Annotated in this window: 17 protein-coding genes; 10 read left to right on the top strand and 7 right to left on the bottom strand. The window is 73.3% G+C overall.

Features of this window, described 5'->3' with window-relative positions; all coding sequences use genetic code 11:
* Window positions 1-41: 41 nt before the first annotated feature.
* The 6 genes from BXY45_RS04150 to BXY45_RS04125 all read right to left on the bottom strand — a co-directional run bounded on the left by BXY45_RS04150 (window position 42) and on the right by BXY45_RS04125 (window position 6,354).
* A complete protein-coding gene (locus BXY45_RS04150; protein ID WP_109773048.1) occupies window positions 42-923 on the bottom strand; it encodes an ABC transporter permease in 882 nt (293 codons plus the stop codon).
* The gene (locus BXY45_RS04145; RefSeq protein WP_109773047.1) at window positions 920-1,747 is read right to left on the bottom strand and encodes an ABC transporter permease; all 828 of its coding nucleotides are present in this window, start codon (window positions 1,745-1,747) and stop codon (window positions 920-922) included. The genes BXY45_RS04150 and BXY45_RS04145 overlap by 4 nt, the downstream gene beginning before the upstream one ends.
* Entirely contained in the window at window positions 1,747-2,592 is an 846-nt protein-coding gene (locus BXY45_RS04140) for an ABC transporter ATP-binding protein (RefSeq protein WP_109773046.1), read from the bottom strand. The genes BXY45_RS04145 and BXY45_RS04140 overlap by 1 nt, the downstream gene beginning before the upstream one ends.
* 67 nt (window positions 2,593-2,659) lie before the next feature.
* Entirely contained in the window at window positions 2,660-3,646 is a 987-nt protein-coding gene (add, locus tag BXY45_RS04135; protein ID WP_109773045.1) for an adenosine deaminase, read from the bottom strand.
* A gap of 66 nt (window positions 3,647-3,712) precedes the next feature.
* Window positions 3,713-4,801 carry an ABC transporter substrate-binding protein gene (locus BXY45_RS04130; protein WP_109773151.1) on the bottom strand — a complete coding sequence of 363 codons (1,089 nt, stop codon included), beginning with the start codon at window positions 4,799-4,801 and terminating at the stop codon, window positions 3,713-3,715.
* A gap of 233 nt (window positions 4,802-5,034) precedes the next feature.
* Entirely contained in the window at window positions 5,035-6,354 is a 1,320-nt protein-coding gene (locus BXY45_RS04125) for a class I SAM-dependent methyltransferase (RefSeq protein ID WP_211319217.1), read from the bottom strand.
* 236 nt (window positions 6,355-6,590) lie between these two features.
* On the opposite strand from BXY45_RS04125, the gene BXY45_RS04120 reads away from it, so the two are divergent.
* The 8 genes from BXY45_RS04120 to groL all read left to right on the top strand — a co-directional run bounded on the left by BXY45_RS04120 (window position 6,591) and on the right by groL (window position 16,090).
* A complete protein-coding gene (locus tag BXY45_RS04120) occupies window positions 6,591-7,928 on the top strand; it encodes an NtaA/DmoA family FMN-dependent monooxygenase (protein ID WP_109773044.1) in 1,338 nt (445 codons plus the stop codon).
* 79 nt (window positions 7,929-8,007) lie between these two features.
* A complete protein-coding gene (locus BXY45_RS04115; protein ID WP_109773043.1) occupies window positions 8,008-8,508 on the top strand; it encodes a thiamine pyrophosphate-binding protein in 501 nt (166 codons plus the stop codon).
* Between the two features lie 8 nt (window positions 8,509-8,516).
* Window positions 8,517-9,215, top strand: coding sequence for a thiamine pyrophosphate-dependent enzyme (locus tag BXY45_RS04110; protein ID WP_211319216.1), 699 nt, complete (start codon window positions 8,517-8,519; stop codon window positions 9,213-9,215).
* A 16-nt stretch (window positions 9,216-9,231) separates the two neighbouring features.
* A complete protein-coding gene (locus tag BXY45_RS04105) occupies window positions 9,232-10,803 on the top strand; it encodes a GMC family oxidoreductase (RefSeq protein ID WP_109773042.1) in 1,572 nt (523 codons plus the stop codon).
* Complete coding sequence (locus BXY45_RS04100; protein WP_109773148.1) at window positions 10,800-12,218, top strand: amidohydrolase; 1,419 nt, start codon at window positions 10,800-10,802, stop codon at window positions 12,216-12,218. The genes BXY45_RS04105 and BXY45_RS04100 overlap by 4 nt, the downstream gene beginning before the upstream one ends.
* An 11-nt stretch (window positions 12,219-12,229) precedes the next feature.
* Window positions 12,230-13,816 carry an aldehyde dehydrogenase family protein gene (locus tag BXY45_RS04095; protein ID WP_211319215.1) on the top strand — a complete coding sequence of 529 codons (1,587 nt, stop codon included), beginning with the start codon at window positions 12,230-12,232 and terminating at the stop codon, window positions 13,814-13,816.
* Between the two features lie 203 nt (window positions 13,817-14,019).
* Window positions 14,020-14,313: a co-chaperone GroES gene (gene groES, locus BXY45_RS04090; protein ID WP_109773041.1), complete on the top strand. Its 294-nt coding sequence runs from the start codon at window positions 14,020-14,022 to the stop codon at window positions 14,311-14,313.
* A gap of 166 nt (window positions 14,314-14,479) precedes the next feature.
* Window positions 14,480-16,090, top strand: coding sequence for a chaperonin GroEL (groL, locus tag BXY45_RS04085; RefSeq protein WP_109773040.1), 1,611 nt, complete (start codon window positions 14,480-14,482; stop codon window positions 16,088-16,090).
* Window positions 16,091-16,191: 101 nt separating this feature from the next.
* Here the strand turns inward: groL and BXY45_RS04080 are convergent, their stop codons facing one another.
* The gene (locus BXY45_RS04080) at window positions 16,192-16,524 is read right to left on the bottom strand and encodes a WhiB family transcriptional regulator (protein ID WP_109773039.1); all 333 of its coding nucleotides are present in this window, start codon (window positions 16,522-16,524) and stop codon (window positions 16,192-16,194) included.
* 333 nt (window positions 16,525-16,857) lie between these two features.
* Here BXY45_RS04080 and BXY45_RS04075 point away from each other — a divergent pair, with 333 nt between their 5' ends.
* Both BXY45_RS04075 and BXY45_RS04070 read left to right on the top strand, forming a co-directional pair.
* A complete protein-coding gene (locus tag BXY45_RS04075; RefSeq protein ID WP_170131302.1) occupies window positions 16,858-17,904 on the top strand; it encodes a MerR family transcriptional regulator in 1,047 nt (348 codons plus the stop codon).
* A gap of 211 nt (window positions 17,905-18,115) precedes the next feature.
* Entirely contained in the window at window positions 18,116-18,709 is a 594-nt protein-coding gene (locus BXY45_RS04070) for a response regulator transcription factor (protein ID WP_245961650.1), read from the top strand.
* Window positions 18,710-18,757 lie beyond the last annotated feature (48 nt).

Genomic DNA, 18,757 nt, shown 5'->3' with positions numbered 1-18,757 from the left:
CGGCGCCGTCGCTCTCCCCGGGAGGTGGAGAGCGGGGTGGGTCAGCGGGTGAGGCGGTGCGGGGCGTACCGCGCCAGGACCAGCCCCTCCAGGAGGCCGACCAGGGTGTACAGGACCACCGAGGTGGCGGTGACAGCCACGATGAGCGCCCACACCTCGTCGTAGCGGAAGCCACCGATGGCGGACAGGATCTGCGAGCCGATGCCGTCACCGGTGGCCAGCCACTCCACCACGAGGGCGCCGGTCAGCGCGCCGGGCACGGAGATCCGGACGGCAGCGAAGATCGCGGGCATCGCGGTGGGGATGCCGACGCGGCGCATGACGGCCAGGTCCGAGCCGCCGTAGGCGTGCACGAGGTCGCGGGAGGTCGGCGGGACCGACCGCAGACCCTGGACGACGTTCACCAGCGCCGGGAAGAACACGACGATGCCGCCCATGACCGCGATGGAGCCCAGGCCACGGCCGAAGATCAGCACGATGATCGGGGTCATGGCCACCAGCGGCACCGACCGCAGGAGCATGGCGATCGGCATGAGCGACTGCTCGAGCGCCGACGACGCCACGAACGCCCCGCCGACGATCAGGGCGGCCAGCATGCCGGCCACGAAGCCGATGAGCGCGTGCTGGAGCGTGACGCCGAGGGGCTCCGCGATGGTGGCGCGGTTGGCCGCGGCGTCGGCGTCGGTGACGAGGTAGGCCCACACGGCCTGCGGCGTCTTGCCGACGAACGGGCTGATCTCGAACGCCGCGAGGAAGCCCCACCACACGACGAGGGCGACGACGGCGGAGACGACGAGCGGCCGGAAGGCCCGCCACACCGCCGTCCCGATGATGTGAGCGGCCGGGTTGACGGAATCACCCGCGGGCGGCGCGGGGGCCTTCGCCGGTGCCGTGCTGGTCGGGGTGGTGGCGGGTGCGCTCACGAGGTGCCCTCCTGTCCGGCCGACCACGGGGTGACGGCACGCGAGACGAGGCTGAAGATGAGGTAGCCGGCGCCCGCGATCGCGCCGGTGGCGATGGCCAGGCCCCAGGTGCGGGGCACGTCGAACTGCTGCTGGGCGTTGGTGAGGGCCACCCCGAGGCCGCTGTCGACGCCGCCCAGGTACTCGCCGATGATCGCCCCGAGCATGGCGGCCGGAGCGGCGATCATGAGGGCGGCGAGCAGGCTCGGCAGCGACGAGATCAGGCGCACCTTGAGCAGCTGCTGCAGCCGGCTGCCGCCGTACGCGGCCACCATGTCGATGCTCGTGCGGTCAGCGGCGCGCAGCCCGAGCAGGGCGCCGATGAGCGTGGTGAAGAAGACGGCCACCGCGGCGAGGAAGATCGAGGTGGAGCGCCCCCCGAAGACGATCTGGATGATCGGGCCGATGGCGGTCAGCGGGATGCAGTAGCTGATGACGCCGAGCTGCGTGACCAGACCGTCGAGCTGAGGGACGACGAGGACGGCGCCGGCCAGCAGCAGGGCGAAGGCGTTGCCCCACAGGAAGCCCTGCGCGGCACTGCCGACGGTGATGCTCGCGTTGGGCCCGTACAGGGACCACCCGTCGGAGCCCATCTTGGCGACGACCGCCCACGGGGTCGGCACACCCCCGCCGTCGGCGAAGACCGTGACCGCCAGCAGCGACCACAGCACCAGGATGCCGACGATGCCGATGGCGCCGGCCAGCCAGCGCGGGCGCTCCCGGGAGATCCGGACGCGCGCCGCGACCTCGTGCTCCGTCGGCGGAGCGAAGGTCTGGTCGGTCATCAGTGCCCGCCCATCGCAGCGCCGCCGCGGCCGAACAGCAGGCCCGACAGGTGGTCGTGCAGGGCGTGGAACTCCGGGGTCCGCATCATCTCGGGGGTCCGCGGACGCGGCAGGTCGATCGGCACGACCTCGAGCACGCGGCCCGGGCGGGGGCTCATCACCGCGACGATGTCCGACAGGAACACCGCCTCGGCGATGCCGTGCGTGACCATGAGCGTGGTGGCGGGCTTCTCGGTCCAGATGCGCAGCAGCTCGAGGTTGAGTCGCTGGCGGGTCATGTCGTCCAGTGCCCCGAACGGCTCGTCGAGCAGCAGCACCTCGGGCCTCACCACGAGCGCGCGGGCGATGGAGACGCGCTGGCGCATACCGCCGGACAGCTGCCCCGGCTTGGCCTTCTCGAAGCCCTTGAGGCCGACGAGCTCGATGAGCTCGTCGACGTAGGCCTGGTCAGGCTTCACGCCCGCCACCTCGAGCGGCAGCTTGATGTTGGAGGCCACGCTGCGCCACGGCAGGAGCGCCGAGTCCTGGAAGGCGATGCCGAGCTTGTGCTGGCGCCGCACCTCCAGCGGCGTGAGGCCGTTGACCAGCGCCTGGCCCGACGTCGCGTCTTCCAGGCCTGCCAGGATCCGCAGCACCGTCGACTTGCCGCAGCCGGAGGGGCCCAGCAGCGACAGGAACGAGCCCTGCGGGGTGGTCAGGTTGGCGTTGTCGAGGGCCGTCACGGTGCGCCGGCCCGAGGTGAAGGTCTTGGTGAGGCCGCGGATGTCGAGCCCCGTCCTGCCGGGGGCGCCGCCGCGGGCGGGGTCCGCCGTCGTCGTGGTCGCGGGAGTGGACTGAGTGGTCACGGTGCTCCTCGGTGGTCGGGGTGGGGCAGGTCTGCCGGGGCGTGCGTCGGGGCGCCCCGTGGAGCGGTCACGGGATCAAGGCTGCCGCGAGCACCTCGGAGCGCCAGGTGGCCCGGGCGGCGGGCTCCGCGAAGCTGGCGTCGAACGAGGCGATCGCCAGCTGGGTCAGCTGGGCGTCGGTGAGGCCCACCACATCACGCAGGGCGCGGAAATTGTCGTCGACATAGCCACCGAAGTAGGCAGGGTCGTCGCTGTTGACGGTCACGACGAGGCCCGCGTCGAGCATGGCGGGCAGCGGGTGGGCGGTGAGGTCGTCGACGACGCGCAGTGCCACGTTGCTCAGCGGGCACACGGTCAGGGGCGTGCCCGCGTCGCGCAGCCGGGCCACGACCTCGACGTCGTCCAGGGCGTGGTTGCCGTGGTCGAGCCGCTCGATGCCGAGGGTGTCGAGGGCCTCCGCGACGTCCGCCGAGGTGCCCTCCTCGCCGACGTGCGCGGTGCGGTGCAGGCCCTCGGCGGCGGCCAGGGCGTAGGCGGGGGCGTAGGCGGCGGGCGGATTGCCGATCTCCGTGGAGTCCAGGCCGACGCCGATGAAGTGCTCCCGGTAAGGGAGCCAGGTGCGCAGCGCCTCCAGCGCCGCGTCCGGGCCGAGATGACGCAGGAAGCACGGGATGAGGTCCACGGAGACGGGGCTGGCCGCGGCCGCGGCACTCAGGCCGCCGAACACGGCTTCCAGCGGGACACCGCGACCGGTGTGGTGCTGAGGGTCGAGGAAGACCTCGGCGCGGCGCACGCCGGCCCGCTCGGCGCGCGCCAGGTAGGCGGCCATGAGGTCGTGGAAGTCCTGCTCGGTGCGCAGCAGCTCCGCCGCGTCGTAGTACTGGTCGAGGAACGACTGAAGATCGGTGAAGTGGCGCGCCGCCCGCAGCAGCTCGGGGTCAGCGGTGGGCAACGCCACGCGGTGGCGTCGAGCGAGCTCCACGACGAGCTCGGGCTCCAGGGTGCCCTCGACGTGCACGTGGAGCTCGGCCTTGGGCAGCAGGGCTGCGTCCATGCGGGTCCCTTCCCGGGTGGGCGCCCCCGCGACGGCCGGAGGTCCGGCCGCCGCGGGGGTGGTGGGTCAGGAGGTGGCGGCTGCCGACGCGGCCTCGGGCGTCAGGGTCGGGCCCGTGATCAGCGACGGGTCCTCGGAGTAGACCTCCTTGAGCAGCGAGAGGTCGAAAAGCTTCTCCGCCGTGATCGAGGTACCGGCGGTCTCCAGGGACTTGATGTTGATGTCGATGAGCTCGTCGGTCATCGTGAACAGGCCGTTCTTCACCGTGTCCTCCGAGACGATGAGGGTGGCCTGCGCGTTGATCTCCTCGATCTGCTCCTCGAGGTTGAGGTTGAGGTCCTTGCCGTAGGTCTCCACCGCGAGCTTGGCGCCTTCCGCGGGATTGTTGAGCGCGTCGGTCCACCCGAGGATCTCGGCCTTGAGGAACGCCTTGAGCTTGTCGCGGTCCTTCTCGATGGTCTCCTGCGCGACGGTGAACGTCTCCGTGACGAGCGGCAGGCCGTGGTCGGCGAAGAGGAACTCGACGGTGTCGAAGCCCTTGCCCTTGAGCAGGATCGGCTCGTTGGTGACGTACGCCATGAAGCCGTCGACCTCGCCGGTGGTGACGACGGTCGGGTCGTACTGGACCGGGACGATGGTCAGCGAGCTCGGGTCGATGTTGTTGGCCTTGAGCAGGCCGGAGAAGATCTGCTCGTTGCCGCCGGACTGCACGCCGATCTTCTTGCCCTTCATCGCCGCCGGGTCGGCGATCGGGTTGGAGGCGAGCGAGACGATGCAGAACGCGTTCTTCTGGAACGTCGCACCGATGATCTTCAGGGGGGCGCCCTCGTTGATGGCCGGTGCGGTCAGCGTGGGAGCCGACAGGCCCACGAGCGCCTTGCCGGTGGTGACAGCGGCTTCGGCGCTGGTGCCCGCGGCGCCACCGGCGATGAGGTTGACGCTGGAGAAGCCCGCGTCCTTGAAGTAGCCCTTGCTATCGGCGAAGTACTCACCGGCGAACTCGATGTTCTTGATCCACGAGAGCTGGATGGCGAGCTCGCCGTAGTTGGCTGCGCCACCGCTGGTGCCGCCGCTGGAGGGCGCTTCGTCCGACGATCCGCCGCACGCCGCGAGGGCGCTGGCACCGGCAACGCCCAGGCCGGCGAGTCCGGCCATCCGCAGGAAGGAGCGACGCGCCAGCGCGTTGCGGACCAGCTGCTGGTGGTGGGGGTCGATCGACGGCACGGGGCCTCCCGGGTCAGTGGCGCTCGCGGTGCATCCGCGCTGCGGGGGGAACAACCGCGAGCGGGCAGCCCGCGGTCAACGAGCCGGGACGCTAGGAGCGGTATGCGTCGCTGGGAGGACGGTGGTGTTACGGAGCTGTTTCCAGCGTTGCGGCCGGGTCACGATCAGGCGACGGGCGAGGCGGGGCGGCACAGCAGCACGTGCTGACGCCCCGCGATGCGCGTCAGTACGAGCGTCGCCTGTCGCGTGCCCTCCAGACGTAGGGACCGGCGCAGCTGCTCGACGTCGACGGCGCTGCCCCGCTTGAGCACCTCCACCGCGCCGACGCCGCGGTCGCGCAGGCGGGTGCGCAGGGCCTTCAGCCCGAACGGCCACACCTCCTCCACCGCGAACGCGCGCGCCAGCGGCGTGGCCACGAGCCGCTCGGAGGTGACGTACGCGATGGTCGGGTCGAGCAGCGACCCGTCGACGAGCGCGGCCACCTGGCCCACCAGGCCCGAGCGCACGACGGCGCCGTCGGGGTCGTAGAGGTAGGTGCCGAGCTCGGCGGGCGAGCCGACGGCGGGCGGGGTCTGCAGGCCCTCGTCGTCGACGAGGGTGATGGAGCCGCCGCGCTCGGGCGAGCGCAGCACGAGAGCGCTGGCCGCGGTGCCGGGGCGCGCGAGCGGGCCGAACCAGCACGTGGCCTCGACGACGTCGCCGTCGACGGAGACCCACTGCACCTCGGCGGACAACCCCGACCCGGCCGCGATGTCGCGCGCGACGCCCGGCGCGAGCTTCACCCCGGTGGCGGGCACACGACGGGCGACGTCGAGCACCGCGCTCCACGGCGGCGAGGCGTGGTGCGGGTCCAGCACCCGCCGCCCCGAGGCCGTGCGGCGGGCCGGGTCGAGCCACGCGCCGTCGATGCGGCCCACGTCATCGCCGTCGTCCCTGTCCTCACCCAGTCGGCCCAGCACGTCGAGCACATCGGCATTCAGTACTCGTGCGTCCTGCCAGTGCCGCAGGTTGACGGTGGCGACGGCGGCGGTGGCCTCGTCCCTGTCGACGGCGAGCACCCCCAGGCCAAGGGAGGCCAGAGCCATGGCGTCACCGCCGATGCCGCAGCCGAGATCGGCGACGCGGGTGCAGCCCGCGTCGCGGAAGCGCCGCGCGTGGTGGGCTGCCACCTGCAGGCGGGTCGCCTGCTCCAAGCCCTCGGCCGTGAAGAGCATCCCGGCAGCGAACGGCCCGAACTTCGCCTCGGCCCGCGCGCGCAGCCGCGACTGCGTCAGCGCGGCCGCGACCACCTGCGCCGGGGCGCCCTCGGCGCGTAGCCGCTCGCCGAGGGCCATCGCCGCGTCGGGCCCGGTGTAGGGCGGCAGCGCCTCCAGCAGCGCCCATCCCTCGGGGCGCAGCAGCGGCGCGACGCTCGCCGCTGCCGACGACGAAGAGGATGAGGACGACGACGGGGACGACGACGCGTCGGCGGGTCCCTGCGGCACGCGTCGATCCTCGCAGCAGACGCCGTGACGTCCCACCGCACCTGTCACCGCACCCGTAACACGGACGCAACCCATGCCGCGTCCGTGACGTGCACCATCGGCGACGCGCAGCTCCCCTGCGCCGCCCCGACCGCTCCCGCGGCCGACGGGTGCTGTTCCGCCACCGGGTGCGAGGGCCGGTGGTCGGACGGCGTGCAGCCCACGGCGGGTGGCACGCGGACGGGGAGAGAGCAGCGGTGGCCAGGCCCTTCCACCTCGGGTGGTTCACCTACTTCGGACCCGACGAGTGGGACGCCCCCTTCGCCTCCGCCGGCGGCAGCCCCTGGGACGGCGCCTTCCACACCGACCTCGCCCGCGCGCTGGAACGGGCTTGCTTCGACCTCGTGCTCCTGGAGGACTCCCTGGCGGTGTCCGCCGAAGCCGGTGGCACGCGCGAGCTGCTGCTGCGCACCGGCGTGCGTGCCCCGCGCCACGACCCCGCGCCGCTGTCCGCGCTCATGGCGGCGGCCACCCAGCACCTGGGTGTGGTCACCACGCTTTCGACGCTGCTGTACCCGCCGTTCCTGGTGGCCAGGTTGCTCTCGACGCTCGACTCGCTCTCCGGTGGGCGGACGGGGTGGAACATCGTCACGAGCACCGACGACGCCGAAGCACGCAACGCCGGGCTGCCGGCGCTGCCCGAGCGCGACGAGCGGTACGCCGGGGCGCAGGAGCACGTCGACGTCGTCAGCGCGCTGCTGGACAGCTGGGACCCCGACGCCGTCGTCATGGACCGCACCACCCACACCTACGCCGACCACACCCGCGTGCACGCCGTCCACGCCACCGGACCGCGCTACCCGGTGGCCGGACCCCTCACCACGGTGCGCTCCCCGCAGGGCCGGCCCCTGTACTGCCAGGCCGGCGGTTCGCCCACGGGGCGCGCCTTCGCCGCGCGCAACGCCGACCTCGTGCTGGCCGTGGCGAACGGCCCCGCGGCCATGAAGGAGGTCCGCGACGACGTGCGCCGCCGCGCGGTCGACGCAGGCCGAGACCCCGACGACCTCCGCGTGCTCTTTCTCGTGGCTCCCGTGCTCGGCGAGACCGAGGGCGAGGCCCGCGCGGCGCTGGCGCGCTCTGCCGCCCACCCGACGGCGCTCGCGACGACGCTGGCGAAGTTCAGCGCCTACACCGGCGTGGACCTCACCGCTCTCGACCCCGACGCGCCGCTACCCCCTCCTGAGCAGTTGCTGGCGGGGTCGGCCCGTGGGTCACTGGGCACCCTGGTCAAGTTCGCCCAGGTCGATGCGGAGGGGCGTCCCAGCCCCAAGCCGCTGCGGGAGCTCGCCGCCGACGCGGGCACCAACTCCTCCCTCGACCTCGTCGGCACCCCCGAGCACGTCGCCGACCAGCTCGAGGCGGCGGCCGAGCAGGTCGGCGGTGACGGCTTCCTCATCACGACGCCGTTCCACCGGCTCTCGCGTCACTACGTCGTCCAGGTCACCGAGGGCCTCGTCCCCGTGCTGCAGCGGCGCGGCCTGGTGCGTACCCGCTACACGGCCGGCACGCTGCGCGGCCACCTCGCCGAGTTCTGACTGCCACCCACCGATCGCCAAGCCACCCAGACCTCCGACCCCAGACCCCAGACCCCAGACCTCAGACCCGAGGAGACAGATGACCCCGACCGCCGTGCAGGCGGTGATCGCCGGGCTGGAGCGCGCCGGCGTCACCCTCGCCAGCTACCTGCCCGACTCGCTGCTCAAGCCCCTCTACCCGGCTCTGGACGCGCACCCCGGTATCCGCACCGTCCCCTGCACCAACGAGGGCGAGGGCGCCGCCATCTGCGGCGGGGTGTTCCTGTCGGGCAAGCGCGCGGTGCTGTGCATGGAGAACTCCGGGCTGCGGGCGGCCGCCGAGCCGCTGGCGCGGATGGGGTTGGGCTCGGGCATCCCCGTCGTCATGATCATGAGTTACCGCGGGGAGCTGGGCGAGAACAACTGGTGGGCCGTTCCGCACGGGATCACGATGGAGCCGATGCTCGCGGCGCTGCGCATCCCCTACCGCGTGGTGCGCGAGGAGGCGGGCATCGAGCAGGCCGTGGTCGACGCGTACGAATGGTCGTACTCGGCCTACCAGCACTCGGCGGTCGTGCTCGGCGGGAGCACGGTTCGATGAGCGGTTCGATGAGCACGCCGACGAGCAGCCCAACCAGCAATTCAGGCCCCGTGGTCCGCCCACCGGCCTCCGCGATGACGCGGTACTCCGCGATGGAAGCGCTCGCGGCGCTCCTGACGGACGAGCTGGTGGTGCTCTCCCTCGGCGGCGCCGTCGACGAGTGGTATACGGCCGCGCCACACCTGCGCGAGGCCAGCCTGTTCCAGCAGCAGCTGGGGTGCGTCACGCCGCAGGCCCTCGGGTTGGCGCTGGGACTGCCGCACCGGCGCGTGGTCTCCCTCGACACCGACGGCGGCCTGCTCTTCAACCTGGGCGTGCTGGCCACGCTGGGCAACGAGCAGCCCGGCAACCTCCTCGTGGTGGTGTGGGACAACGAGCGGTACCAGTCGATCGGCGGGCCGCGCACCCACACGTCGTCCGGGACGGTCGACCTGGCCGCCATCGCCCGGGGCGCCGGGGTGGTGCACGCCAGCACGGTGCGCGACGTCGAAGCGTTCGCCGCGGCGTGCGCCGCAGGCCTCGCGGACCAGGCCGCGCCGCACGTCGTCGTCGCCAAGGTCGACACCTCGCCCGAGGGGCACGCCGCGGCGGGCCATCCCGTGGTCCGTCGCAAGCACTCCGACGGGCGCGAGGACACCTACCGGTTCGTGCGGCACGTCGAGGCGACCGAAGGCGTGACGATCATGGGTCCGAGTGAACACAACTGAGGGGCGAGCACCACTGATGGCTCCCGTGAGCGGTGCTGCGCACGACTACGTGGTGGTCGGCGGTGGGGGAGCGGGCTGCGTGGTGGCCCGACGCCTGGCCGAGCGCGGCGCGTCCGTGCTCCTGCTGGAGGCAGGCCCCGACGACGTCGGCCGTGAGGACGTCGCCGATGCCGGTGCGTGGCCGGCGATGCTCGGCGGCGAGCTCGACTGGGGTGTCTCCTATGCGCCGTCGCCCCGGACGGCCGGCCGGCGGATCCCGCTGCCCCGCGGGCGCGTGCTCGGCGGGTCCAGCAGCACCAACGCGATGCTCTGGTACCGCGGCCACCCCAGCGACTACGACGGCTGGGGCGTGCCGGGCTGGGGCTGGGCCGACGTCGCGCCCTGCCTGGAGCGCGCCGAGCGCGTGCTGCGCATCGAGCGCCCGCGCGACCCGCACCCCGTCGCGACGGCCCTGGTCGACGCGGTGGAGGCGGCCGGGCGGCAGGGCTGGGACGGCTTCGCCGAGCTGGCAGAGCTCACCGCCGCGGCCGAGGACGACGGCGCGGGCGGTGTCCGGTCGCGCCGGTGGAGCACCTCACGCGCCTACCTGCGGGAGCTCCCACCGCTCGAGGACGTGTCGGGCAGCGGTTCGCTCACGGTGCTCACGGGCAGCCCCGCGCTGCGCCTCGAGATGCGTGACGGGCGCGCGAGCGGCGTCGTCCACCTCCTCGACGGCCAGCCGGTGACCGCGGGCGTGAGGAGCGGCGGCGAGGTGGTGCTGTGCGCGGGCGCGGTCGAGACGCCGCGGTTGCTGCTGGCCTCCGGCATCGGCGACCCGGCCGACCTCGCACGGCTCGGCGTGCCCGTGGTCAGCGCCCTGGGCGGCGTGGGCAGGAACCTTCAGGACCACCCGCTGCTCGAAGGTGTGACACTGCGGATGCCCGAGCCCCGCGGTCGAACGCGGGACAACGGCGGCGGGGCCGTGTGGAACTGGCGCAGCGGCAAGCCCCGCAGCGACGCCCCGGACCTGCACTGCTTCGTCACCCAGGCTGCGTGCGCAACCCCCGCCGTCGCCGAGGCCCACGGGCTGGACCGGTCCGATCCACACCTCGTGGGGCTGGGGGTCGGGCTCATGGGCTCGCGCAGCCGAGGTCACCTCGTGGTGCGCGACGTGGCGCCGGGAGGCGCCGTCGACATCCACCCGCAGCTCCTGGCCGACCCGGCGGACCGCGCCGCGCTGCTCCAGGGCCTGCGCGACGTCATCGACCTGGCTGACGGCCCGGTCTTCACGGCTCTGGGCGCGCAGCGGCTCACACCCCGGCCCGCGGCGCACCCCGGCCTCGACAGTTGCTCGGACACCGACCTGGAGGAGTTCATGAGTCTGGCCTGCACCACCTTCTTCCACGCCTGCGGCACCGCGGCGATGGGACGCGACGACGACGAGCGCGCCGTGCTCGACGCGCAGCTGCGGGTCCGCGGTGTCGATGGCCTGCGCGTGGCCGACGCGTCCGCGTTCCCGACCGTGCCCACCGCCAACACGCTCGCTGCCGTGGTCACGCTGGCCGAGCGCGCGGCGGACCTGCTCGTGCCGTGGGCGGTGCGTCGGTGACGGGGTCGGTCACGGCGCAGGTCAGCACCTCGGCCGGCGGGGAGCCGCGCGTCCTGGCGGCGGGCGTCGTCGTCGTGGGAGATGCTGCGCGCACGGTCATCGCCGACGGCGCCGTGGCGCTGCACGCAGACCGCATCACCGCCGTCGGCCCGCGCGCTGACGTCGTGGCCGCCGTGACGGCGGAACACCCCGGCGTCGTCGTCGAGGACCTACCCGACCACCTGCTCATGCCCGGCCTGGTCAACGCCCACCACCATTCGGGCCTGCTGCGGGGCACCGCGGAGGAGCTGCCGGTGTGGGAGTGGCTGCGCGTGCACATCGACCCCATGCACCGCGTGCTCACCGCGCACGAGGCTGAGGTGGCCACCCGCCTCTGCTACGCCGAGGGTCTGCTGGCGGGCACCACCACCGTCGTCGACATGTGGCGGTTCCTCGCCGGGGGCTCGCGCTCGGCGCAGCTGCTCGGCAACCGGCTCGTCGCGGTCCCGTACGCCGCGGAGCACCCGAAGCACCACTTCTTCGACACCCTCGACGACGTCGAGCGACTGGCCGCCGATCACCACGGCGCCGCCGGCGGCCGGGTCGAGGTGTGGGTGGGGCTGGAGCACCCCTTCTACGTCGTCGAGGCCGCGCAGCGGCGTGCGGTGGCGATGGCGCAGGACCTCGGCACCGGGCTCTACACGCACTGCAGCGAGTCGGCGGAGGAGGTCGCCGAGTTCGAGCGGCGCTACGGCGCGCGCCCGGTGCGTGCGCTGGAGCAGCTGGGGATGCTCGACGCCCCGCGCACCGTGCTCGCCCACGCGATCTGGCTCGACGACGACGAGATCTCCCTGCTGGCCGACCGCGGCGTCGGCGTGGTGCACAACCCCGTCAGCAACATGAAGCTGGCCAGTGGCACCGCGCGCGTGCGCGAGCTTCTCGCGGCCGGCGTGGCCGTGGGCCTCGGCACCGACGGCGAGAAGGAGAACAACAACCTCGACATGTTCGAGGAGCTGAAGACGGCGTCGCTGCTCGCCAAGCTGCGCGACCTCGACGCCGCCGCACTGCCCAGCTGGGACGCCTTCGCGCTCGGCACCACCGGCGGCGCCCGAGCGCTGGGGCGCGAGGCAGACCTGGGCTCGCTGGAGGTGGGCAAGAAGGCGGACGTCGTGGCCGTGCGCTCGCGCACCCCGCGGATGACGCCGCTGGTCACCTCCGGGCCGCTGCTCAACGTCCACCACAACCTCGTCCACGCCGTGCGCGGCTCCGACGTCGACCACGTCTGGGTGGACGGCGCCGCCGTCGTCCGCGACGGAGCGCTGGTGAACGCCGACCTCGGCGAACTTGTCGACGAGGCCCGCGCCACCGCGCCCGGCCTCTTCGCGCGCCGCGAGGCGTGGGTGGCCGAGCACGGTCTGCCCGACGTGGCGTGGTGAGCGCCGTGCCCGTGTCTCGGCCCAACGATCTCGTCGACGGCGGCCGGCCGCCCACCGGAGCGGTGTCCGCGCCGGTAGGGGCGCTGCTGGACGCCTGGAGCGCCGAGCCGGCGGGCCTGTTCACCGCGGGGGAGTGGCGCCCCGCCGCGACCGGGGAGCGCCGGACCACCCGCGACCCGGCCACCGGTGCGGAGCTCGCCGAGGTGGCCGAGGCCTCCGCCGCGGACGTGGGTCCGGCCGTCGTCGCGGCCCGCGCCGTCCTCGACGACCACCGCCCCGGCGCCTGGTGGGCAGCCACCCCCTCAGCCCGCGGCCGGTTGCTGTGGCGGGTGGCCGACCTGCTCGCCGAGCACGCCGAGGAGCTCGCGCAGCTGGAGGTCCTCGACCAGGGCAAGACCCTCGCCACCGCGCGTGGTGAGGTGGCGGGCGCCGTAGAGCAGTTCCGCTACTTCGCCGGGGCGGCCACCAAGGTCACCGGCACCACTTTCCGGCCCTCAGCGCCGCTGCCCCCCTACGCGGCGCCGGGGACGCGCCTCGTCGCGAGCACCGTGCTGGAGCCCGTGGGCGTGGTCGCGGCGATCACCCCCTGGAACTCCCCGCTGCTCATGGCGGCGATGAAGGTGGCGCCGGCGCTCGCGGCGGGCTGCGTCGTCGTCCTCAAGCCCGCCGAGGACACCCCGCTGACGTCCGTGCGGCTCGTGCAGCTCGTCGTGCAGGCGCTCGACGAGGCGGGGTTGCCGCGCGGGGTGGTGTCGCTGCTGACCGGCGGCGGCACGGTCGGGGCGGCGCTCGCGGAGCACGAAGGTGTCGACAAGGTCGCCTTCACCGGGTCGACGGCGACCGGCCGCGCCATCGTGCGTTCCGCGGGGCGCCCCGGCGGGCACCTGCCACGGCTTACGCTCGAGCTGGGAGGCAAGTCGCCCGCCGTCGTCATGGCCGACGCTGAGATGACTTCCGCGGTGCCCGGCGTCGCGCGGGGGATCTTCGCGAACTCGGGGCAGGTGTGCGTCGCGGGATCACGGGTCTACGTGGAGCGGCGCGCGCACGACGCCTTCGTCGAGGCGCTGGCGGCGCTCGCGGCCACGACCCCGCTGGGGCACGGCCTGCACCCGGGCTCCCAGCTCGGCCCCCTGGCCAGTCCCGCGCACGCCGCGCGGGTGGCGCAGCGGCTGGCTGACGGCGTGGTCGCCGGGGCACAGGTGGTGGGCACCGGAGGACCCGTGGCCGACGCCTCCGGCGGCGGGTGCTTCTTCGCCCCGACGGTGGTGGTGGGGGCGGACCCGGCCTCGCCGCTCGTGCGGGAGGAGGTCTTCGGGCCGGTGGTCGTGGTCGAAGCCTTCGACGACGTCGAGGAGGTGCTCGCCGCCGCCAACGACACCGACTACGGACTGGCCGCCAGCGTGTGGACCACTGACCTGCGCACCGCGCAGCGTGTGGTCGACGGCGTGCGTGCCGGCACGGTGTGGGTGAACTGCCACTCCGTGTTCTCCCCGGAGCTGGTGAAGGGCGGTCGCCGCACGTCGGGGTGGGGCGTGGAGAACGGGATGGAGGGCCTGGCGGGCTACCTGGAGGTCAAGACCGTCTGCTCGCTGGTCTGACCGGGCGAGGGGGCGGGTGTTGGCGGTGGGGTGAGCTGGCACTCGGGTTGACCGAGTGCTGACGGCCTCACTACTGTCCTTCTTGGCACTCTCCCTGTGAGAGTGCCAGCGCCCGAGGTCGGAGCGGCACCCGCGACGACGCCCTGGCCCCCCGGCGCGCGCATCCGTCCGTTCCGCACCATCAGCGAAGGGGAGGTCCGCCCGTGTCGGTCTCCATCAAGCCGCTCGAGGACCGCATCGTCGTCAAGCCCCTCGACGCCGAGCAGACCACCGCGTCCGGTCTGGTCATCCCGGACACCGCCAAGGAGAAGCCCCAGGAGGGCGAGGTCCTGAGCGTGGGCCCGGGCCGCGTCGACGACAACGGCAACCGTGTGCCGCTCGACGTCAAGGTCGGCGACAAGGTCATCTACTCCAAGTACGGCGGCACCGAGGTGAAGTACGGCGGCCAGGAGCTGCTCGTGCTCTCGGCGCGCGACGTGCTCGCCGTCGTCGCCTGAGCGACTCGACAGCGCTCACTGAACCTCTGATCGACCTCTGATCACGGCTCGCCCCGGCGGCCCCACCGCCGGACGGCGGGGGCCCCGGGGCGTTCGTCGTCCCTGACCCAGAGCGTCAGCAGTACGTCACCAGGAAGCCACCCAGGAAGCCATCAGGAAGTAGGACATGGCCAAGCAGCTGCAGTTCGACGAGAACGCCCGCCGCGCCCTCGAGCGCGGTGTCGACGCCCTCGCGAACGCCGTGAAGGTGACCCTCGGCCCCAAGGGCCGCAACGTGGTCATCGACAAGAAGTGGGGCGCCCCCACCATCACCAACGACGGCGTCACCATCGCCCGTGAGGTGGAGCTGGACGACCCGTACGAGAACCTCGGCGCCCAGCTCGCCAAGGAGGTCGCCACCAAGACCAACGACGTCGCCGGTGACGGAACGACCACCGCCACGGTGCTCGCGCAGGCCATGGTCAAGGAGGGCCTGCGTAACGTCGCCGCCGGCGCCAGCCCGTCGGGGCTGAAGCGCGGCATTGACAAGGCCGTCGACGCGGTCTCCGAGAAGCTGCTCGCCACCGCCCGCGAGATCGACGACAAGGCTGAGATCGCCCAGGTCGCCACCATCTCCGCGCAGGACTCCTCCGTGGGTGACCTGCTCGCCGACGCCTTCGACAAGGTCGGCAAGGACGGCGTCATCACCGTCGAGGAGTCCAGCTCGATGAACCTCGAGCTCGACTTCACCGAGGGCATGCAGTTCGACAAGGGCTACATCTCGCCCTACTTCGTCACCGACTCCGAGCGCATGGAGGCCGTCCTCGAGGACGCGCACGTGCTGCTCTCGCAGGGCAAGATCAGCTCCGTCCAGGAGCTGCTGCCGCTGCTGGAGAAGGTCCTGCAGACCTCCAAGCCGCTGTTCATCATCGCCGAGGACGTCGACGGCGAGGCGCTGTCCACGCTCGTCGTGAACAAGATCCGTGGCACCTTCACCGCCGCCGCCGTCAAGGCCCCGGCCTTCGGTGACCGCCGCAAGGCGATCCTGCAGGACATCGCCATCCTCACCGGCGCCCAGGTGGTCAGCCCCGAGGTCGGCCTCAAGCTGGACCAGGTGGGCCTGGAGATCCTCGGCTCCGCGCGTCGCGTCGTCATCACCAAGGACGACACCACGATCATCGACGGCGGCGGCGACGAGGCGGCCGTGGCCGACCGCGTCCGCCAGGTCAAGGCCGAGATCGAGAACACCGACTCCGACTGGGACCGCGAGAAGCTGCAGGAGCGCCTGGCCAAGCTGGCCGGCGGTGTCTGCGTCATCAAGGTCGGCGCCGCCACCGAGGTGGAGCTCAAGGAGAAGAAGCACCGCATCGAGGACGCCGTCTCGGCGACCCGCGCGGCCATCGAGGAGGGCATCGTCGCCGGCGGCGGCTCCGCCCTCATCCAGGCCGTCTCCGCCATCGACGCCCTCGAGCTCACCGGTGACGAGGCCACGGGTGCACAGATCGTGCGCCGCGCTGCCGCCGAGCCGCTGCGCTGGATCGCCGAGAACGCCGGCCTCGAGGGCTACGTGGCCGTCGAGAAGGTGCGCGGCCTGGACGCCGGCTACGGCCTCAACGCCGCGACCGGCCAGTACGTCGACCTTGTTGCCGCGGGCGTCATCGACCCGGTGAAGGTCACGCGCTCCGCGCTGCGCAACGCCGCCTCGATCGCGTCGATGGTGCTCACCACCGACACGCTCGTGGTGGAGAAGCCCGAGGAGGAGGCCCCCGCGGCCGCCGGCCACGGGCACAGCCACTGAGCTGACCGCTCGGTCGAACGACTGAGCAACGACGAAGGCCCCGGACCTGCAGGTCCGGGGCCTTCGTCGTGCGCTGCGTCGCGCTGGTGCGGGGTCTGTGGTCAGCCGACCTCGGCGATGCGGGTCTCGGCCACCACCGGGTTCGGGGTGCGGCGGGAGCGCTGGGCGGCGTAGATGCGCTCGCGGTCGTCTTCGGTGAGGCCACCCCACACGCCGTACGGCTCCCGGACGGTGAGGGCGTGCTGGCGGCAGTCCTCCACGACGGGGCAGGCGGCGCAGATGGCGACGGCGGCGGCGTCGCGGTTGCGGCGCGCCGGGCCACGCTCGCCCTCGGGGTGGAAGAACAGGTTGGTGTCGTGCTCGCGGCACGAGCCCTGCAGCTGCCACTCCCAGATGTCGGCGACGGGGCCGGGCAGGCGGGAGATCTCGGCCATGGGGTCCTCCGGGGTTCGCGTGGTGCTCAGGTGATTGGGGCGGTGCACGTGGTGACGGAGCGGGAGGGTGCCTTCATGGCGCAGCGGGTGTAGATCCGCTGTCTCTGGGGTACCCCCTGGTCAGAGCGGCCCGTCGGTCGCTCTCGACTCGATGTTGATGACACTACAACCGCTTCAAAGGTTGTTCAAGCACCTCGGACTGGGTTGTTCGAGTGACACCCGCATCACGCCGTGTCGTCGCGCGACACCTCATGCGCCGTCGATGGAGAGTCGGGGGAGAGCTGAGTGGGGGGCGCGGTGGCGACGCCCACGCCACCCGACCACACTGACGGGGTGCCCACTCCCCACGCCGCCCCCTCGGGCGTGTCGCTGGGTGTCGCGGCGGCGGCGCGTCGCCTCGGCGTCGCCCCGGCGACGCTGCGGACGTGGGCCCGCCGCTACGGGCTGGGCCCCAGCGAGCACGAATCGGGCTCGCACCGCCGCTACACCCCGGAGGACCTCGCCCGCCTGGTCGTGATGCGCCGCCTCACGCTCGAAGGTGTCCCGCCCGTGACGGCCGCCGCCACGGCGCTGAACACCGACCCGAGCGAGGCGGCGCTGGCCGTGGCCGCATCGGCCGGTGACGGCTCGGACGACCTCGGCGGGGAGGACGTCGACGACGCCGCGGCCGCCCCCTCGGACGCCCCGGCGGCCGCCCTGCTCGCCGCGGAGCTCGGCGTCTGGAGCGCCGTGCTCCCGGCTGACCGCACGCCCCTGACCCGCCGCCCTTCGCCCGCGGGGCAGGGAGCACTCCAACGGGCCGTGCTCGCCGGCGATGCACCCGGAGCCGCGGCCGCCGTGCTCGCCGCGTGCAGCGCCAAGGGCCCGCTGCGTGCCTGGGAGGAGGTCATCGAGCCCGCCCGCCAAGCTCTCGGGCACCGCTGGGAGGCCACCGGCCCCGGGGTCGACTCCGAGGTGCTGCTCACCGCGGCCACCCTCGAGGCGCTGCGCGCGCTGCGACGTCCGCCGGAGCGCACCACCGCCGTCGTCCTGCTCGCCGCGGCCGAGGGCGAGATCGACCCGCTGCCCCTGCACGTGCTCGCCGCGGCCGTCGCCGCCAACGGCGTGCGCCCCTGGGTGCTCTCGCCGGGGCTGCCCCGCGAGGCCGTGGCAGCCGCGGTGCGGCGCACCGGCCCGGCTGCCGTCCTCGTCCACGCCGAGCGCTCCGTCCAGGACGCCGCGGCCCAGCTCGGACCGCTCCCGCGGCTGCGGCACCCCGCGCGGCTGGTGCTCTCGGGCGCCGGGTGGGCGTGGGCCGCCGTCCCCGAGGGCCGCACCGCTCTGCGAGCCCCCGCCCTGTCGGAAGCGCTCGACGTCCTCCTCGAGGCCACCGAACCCTGAACTACCCGCTCGATCGCCGATGAGCAGCGATGGCGTGGTTCGCCTCGTCTGGTGCGGCCGGGTGACGTCCGCCGGATTCACCCGAACGCCCGCACGTGCCACCGCTTCAGGTCTCAGGTCGGCCTGGGGCGTGCCGATGACTCCTTCAGGACAGCCGGCTGCTCGGGTCGGCGCACATGGAGGTGGAACGGTGTCTGCGACGGCGACGGTGATGGTCTGCGATGACTCACCGCTGGTTCGTGAGAACCTGCGGCGGGCTGTGGCAGGCGTGGCCGGGGTGGGCCGCGTGGTCGGTGCCAGCTCGGGCGAGGAAGTCCTCTCCCGGTGGCCCGTGGAGCGCCCCGCGCTGGTCCTTCTGGACGTGCGCATGCCCGGCATCGGGGGCGTGGAGGCGGCCCGCAGGCTGCTGGCCCGCCACCCTGGAGCCGGTGTGCTCATGCTCACCGTGGCGGAGGACGTCGAAGGCGTCGCTCGTGCCGTCGCCGCGGGTGCCCGCGGCTACGTGGTCAAGGACGCGACCCGCTCGGAGCTCGTCGCCGCCGTCATCGGCGCCATGAGCGACAGCGGCGTCCGGGGGCGTGGCGCACGCCGCACCGAGCCCGGTGCCGCGCCCGCGCTCACCGAGCGCGAGCTGCAGGTGCTGACCGGCATGGGCGAGGGCCGCAGCAACGCCGAGATCGGCAAGCAGCTCTTCCTCTCCGAGGACACGGTGAAGACCCACGCGCGGCGCCTGTTCCGCAAGCTGGACGCCGCCGACCGCGCCCAGGCCGTCGCGAAGGGCTTCCGCCTCGGGATGGTCCACTGACCTCACGCTCCGCTGACCCCACGCTCCACCGGGCTCCACCCGGCGCGA

Source organism: Quadrisphaera granulorum (genome assembly GCF_003149145.1).
Lineage (GTDB): Bacteria > Actinomycetota > Actinomycetes > Actinomycetales > Quadrisphaeraceae > Quadrisphaera > Quadrisphaera granulorum.
This window is presented reverse-complemented; position numbering and strand designations above follow the sequence as displayed.